Origin of the sequence: Streptomyces sp. YS-3 (assembly GCF_045257485.1) — a bacterium.
In the GTDB taxonomy this organism is placed as follows: domain Bacteria; phylum Actinomycetota; class Actinomycetes; order Streptomycetales; family Streptomycetaceae; genus Streptomyces.
Genome location: NZ_JBJHPC010000618.1, coordinates 1 through 4018 on the forward strand (window position 1 = coordinate 1; position 4018 = coordinate 4018).

Here is a 4018-nt window from a genome sequence, read left to right on the forward strand (position 1 = left end):
GCGGGGGTTGCGCTCGGCTGGGGGGAGGAGGCCGCCAGGGGTGCACTGACCGTGGCGGGTGCCGCAGCCGAGTGGTCGGGGGAGCCGTCGGTTTCGCTCTCGTCCCCGTCGTAGGGGATCAGGGTGATGAAGGAGTCGTCGTCGGTCGTTGCGCCCAGGTGCGGGGACGTGGGCGACGTCTCGGCGGTGACAGCGTCGGCGTCGGCTGCCGCGGGGTTCTCTGCGGTCGCGTCGTCCGTGGCGTTCTGGGGGACTGACGAGGGGGTCTGCGCACTGCCGGACCCACTGGAGCCACTGGACCCACCGGACGAGGACGAACCGCCTGCACCCTGGGAGGTGGTGGAGGCGTTGGACTGCTGTGTACCGGTACCGGAGGAGTCGCCGGTGCCGTGGGACGTGAGACCACCTGGCGTGCCCATCCCGCCGGAGAGGAGCTTGTGGCGCATGTCGTCGCCCAGGCGCTCGCCGCCCAGCTCCATGATGTGGCTCAGGCGGCCTTCGACCATGCCGGAGCCGAAGGTGAGGCCGGAGGTCTTGAACGTGTGCTCGTCGGAGAAGATCAGGTTGTACATGCCCTCGGACACGGCCGCGTGCGCACCCTCGAACACACCCTTGCCCACAGCGTTCCCGCCGACCTGGGACCAGTGGCGCAGCATGCTCTGCGCCAGGGCGTCGGCGGTGCCGCGGCTGAGTATTCTGGAGACGTCCGAGTCCAGGCCCTTGCCCAGTGGCTTGAGGGTGTTCTCAAGGTTGCGCGGCAGGTCCCTCTTGCCCGTATCTCTGAGCAGGGTGCGCGCCCAGTTCTCGCCCACCTCGCGAGCGCCGTCGCGCTTGAGGTGCTTGTCGAAGGTGTCGCCGACGGACTTGATGAATTCCTTGGCGGCCTTGTCCGAGACTTCCTTGGGGCCGGCGGTCTTGGGGATGTGGTCGCCGAAGTTCTTCGCGAGGTCGTCGCCGAAGGACTTGGGGGCCTTCGGATCGGGCAGGCCCGGCTTCTTGGGCTTGAACACCTCGTCGAGCTGCTTGCCGATGTTCTTCCCGCTGTCCTTGCCGAACAGGTTCGCGAGGCCCTTGCCGAACTTGTTGCCCAGGAACTGGAACGGGCCGGCCAGAAGGCCCTGGATCATGCCGGACAGGGCCGCGTTCTTCGTCAGGTCCCCGTCGAACTTGTCACGGGTGCCCTGGTTGAGCTGGGACCACTGCACCAGGAGGTCCATGGCGACGCCCATGCCGACGTTGATGAGCTGATGGGTGACCAGCATCATCACGAGCCGGCCGAGCCGGAACCTGATGAGCCAGCGCACGATGGCCACCTTGGCGAAGTACGCCTGCAGGGAGGCCCCGAAGAAGAAGGCGGTGGCTGCCGCCACGATCGCCTCTACCAGCAGTTCCACCAGCTGGGCGATGATCATGTATTTGGTGTACTGGAGCTGCGTGGCGCCCTTGCGGCTGAACTGCGCGAGAAGGTTGGCCTGGTCGGCCACCGCGTTGAAGTAGTTGAGCCCGTCCTCGCCGATGAAGCTCTTCATCGCCGCCTGGTACATCTCGGCGGCATCGCCCTTGAAGGAGCTGTGGGTGTAGCCCAGCGCCTCCGCGATCTGCTGCTTCAGGTCGTTCGTCAGCTTGCCGTAAAGGTCCTTGTGCACCTCGGCCAGCGCGAACAGTTTGTCCTCGTCGCCGCTCGGGGGCTTCTCTCCGGTGAGGGCGGCGAACAGCCAGGCGCATTCCGGCGGGAACTCCAAAGACACCGTGCGGTTCTACCTTCCGTGGCGAAGCTGAGTGTTGATGTTCTCCGACAGGTCGCGGGAGCTCTGGCTGGTGTCCAGCTGGCTCTGGGCGCTCCCGTTCAGCCCCTCGTACAGGCCGGTCAGGCCGTCAGTGGCGTCCTTCTCGGCGGGCACGTACTTCTTGGCGAAGGCCTCACCGAACTCGCCGTCGCCCCAACAACCCCGGTAGGAGGTGAGCTTGTCCAGGTATTCGTCCCGGATCAGCTTGATCTTGCCGGCTACGTCAGCCATGTTCTGGCCGCTCTGGCCGAGGCCGTCCGGGTCTACCTCAAGCGCGCCGTCGCTCATCGCTGCTCCGCCGCCGGCCGGGCGGCTCCGGCCGCCTCCTCGTCCTCCACCAGCTCATCGAGGAGGGCGCCCGACGAACCCCGGGGCGGTGCCTTGACCGGCGGTGTCGGGACGCCTTCCTCGCGCAGCGGGGCGAACATCTCCGCCCAGTCCACCTCCGTAACACCTCCGGAGACGTCCGGGGAAAGGGCCGGGATGGGGCCGAACGGCCGGTAGATGTCCGCGAGTTGGTCGGCCGCCTGCCGGCGCGCCGAGCTGATCGTGGACATCAGCACACTGGCGAGCTGCGCGGACGGCATGCTGCGGTAGGCGTTCGTCGGGAAGCGGATCTGCGTCAGCTCGCCTTGTGCGCCCATGCTCACCTCCACCGAGCGGTCCTTGGCCATCACGGTCGCGCAGACGCGGGACGCGGCGGCTGCCGCGTCGGCCAACATGGCGCGCGTCTCCTCGAACTCCGCCATCGCCTCTGCGAGCCGCTCTTCCAGATGGTTGCTCATGTCCGTGCTCCTGCCGTCCTCGTACGTGATCGTGTGTGGCGTTCGAAGGGGGGTGTCAGCGGCCGATGGCGGCTGACACCCCGGTACCGTCCGTGCCCCACGTTTCCTCGTCCTCGCTCACCCAGGTCGAGCGCTCGCGCTCGTCGCTCTGGGTATTGCCGCCCATGCCTCCGCCCATTCCGCCGCCCATGGGCGGCACCATCGGCATACCGCCCGAGGTGGTGTTGGGGCGGCGGGACATCAACGCAGCTTCCTCGGCGGCGAGTTGGCTTGCTCTGCCGCGAGCCGCGGAAGCCTCGGCCACCGCCATGGAGCGGGTGCGGTCGGCGCCGGCGGGCACGGAGGCACCGCCGCCCGCTCCGCCGGAGGCGAGGGCTTGCGCACCGATCGGATTCATCGACAGCAGCGGCATCCGGCCGCCCGCGCCCGTACCGCCCGATCCCGCGTGGTTGCCACCGGTGAGCGAGGTGACGCTCTTGCTGTCAGGGAAGTCGTAGTAGCTGTAGTCGGAGAGGCGTGAGCCGGTCTTGTTGGGCGTCAGCGCGGTGTTGGCGCCGGTGGTGCGCCCGTAGGCATCGGTGGTCACCGTGCGGCCGTCCGGATACGTGATCTGGTGGCCGCCGTCCTTGAGCTGCTTGTCGATCGTGCCGTCCGGGTACTTCGTCGTCGACGAGCCGTCGGAGTTGTGCGTCGTCTGCGGGCTGTTCCCGCCGCCGGTGACGTTCAGGTGCTCGGTCGTCTTGTGCCCGCTCGCGTCCACCTGGGTGTAGGTGCCGTCCGGGCCGAGCTTGGTGGTGCCGCCGTCCTTGTACGTGGTCGCGACGGTGCCGTCGCGCCCCACCTGGGAGACCGAGCCGTCCGCGTAGTGGATCGTCGAGGTGCCCTTGCCGAGGTAGGAGACGGTCTTGGTGCCGTCCGGGTCGAGGGTGGTGACGGTGCCGTTGGCGGCGATGGTGGTCTTGGTGCCGTTGGGGTACGTCGTGGTGGTCACGCCGTCCTTGCCGTAGACCGTGCTGGAGCCGTCGGGGTGGCGCACGGTCGCGCCGGGCTGGGGGTGGCTGGTGGTGCTGCGGCCCTCGGCGTCGGTGGTGGTGAGTGTGCCGTCGGCTGCGTGCTTGGTGACGGTGCCGTCGGTGTACTGGGTGAGCGTCGAGCCGTCGGACCTGACCGTGGTTTTCGTACCGTCCTGGTAGGTGATCGTCTCGCTGCCGTCCTTGTTGAGCACGGTCTTGGAGCCGTCGGGGTTGGTGGTCTCCGTGGTCCCGTCGGGACGGACCGTGGTGGTGGTGCCGTCCTTGTGGGTGGTGGTGCGGGAGCCGTCGCTGTTGTAGGAGGTGGTGGACCCGTCGGGCCCCTTGGCGCTCTTCACGACGGTCGGGGAGCCGCCGGGGTTGAGGCTGCCGCCGATGCCGTTGGGGAGGAGCGGCGGGGGGATCACACCGGGCG

2 protein-coding genes and 2 pseudogenes are annotated in these 4018 nt (G+C 68.4%); all 4 read right to left on the bottom strand.

Features of this window, described 5'->3' with window-relative positions; all coding sequences use genetic code 11:
• A pseudogene (locus ACJA3G_RS31915) lies at positions 1–1748 on the bottom strand (hypothetical protein); the annotation flags it as partial.
• A gap of 9 nt (positions 1749–1757) precedes the next feature.
• Positions 1758–2075 (bottom strand): hypothetical protein, encoded by a 318-nt coding sequence (locus tag ACJA3G_RS31920; RefSeq protein WP_406556530.1) that lies wholly within the window; start codon positions 2073–2075, stop codon positions 1758–1760.
• Complete coding sequence (locus ACJA3G_RS31925) at positions 2072–2572, bottom strand: YbaB/EbfC family nucleoid-associated protein (RefSeq protein ID WP_406556531.1); 501 nt, start codon at positions 2570–2572, stop codon at positions 2072–2074. Before ACJA3G_RS31925 ends, ACJA3G_RS31920 begins: the two co-directional genes overlap by 4 nt.
• A 55-nt stretch (positions 2573–2627) precedes the next feature.
• Positions 2628–4018: pseudogene (locus ACJA3G_RS31930) on the bottom strand (hypothetical protein); the annotation flags it as partial.

Coding starts and splice junctions, on each gene's coding strand:
- ACJA3G_RS31920 (WP_406556530.1), bottom strand. CDS start 2,075: ATGAGCGACGGCGCGCTTGAGGTAGACCCGGACGGCCTCGGCCAGAGC.
- ACJA3G_RS31925 (WP_406556531.1), bottom strand. CDS start 2,572: ATGAGCAACCATCTGGAAGAGCGGCTCGCAGAGGCGATGGCGGAGTTC.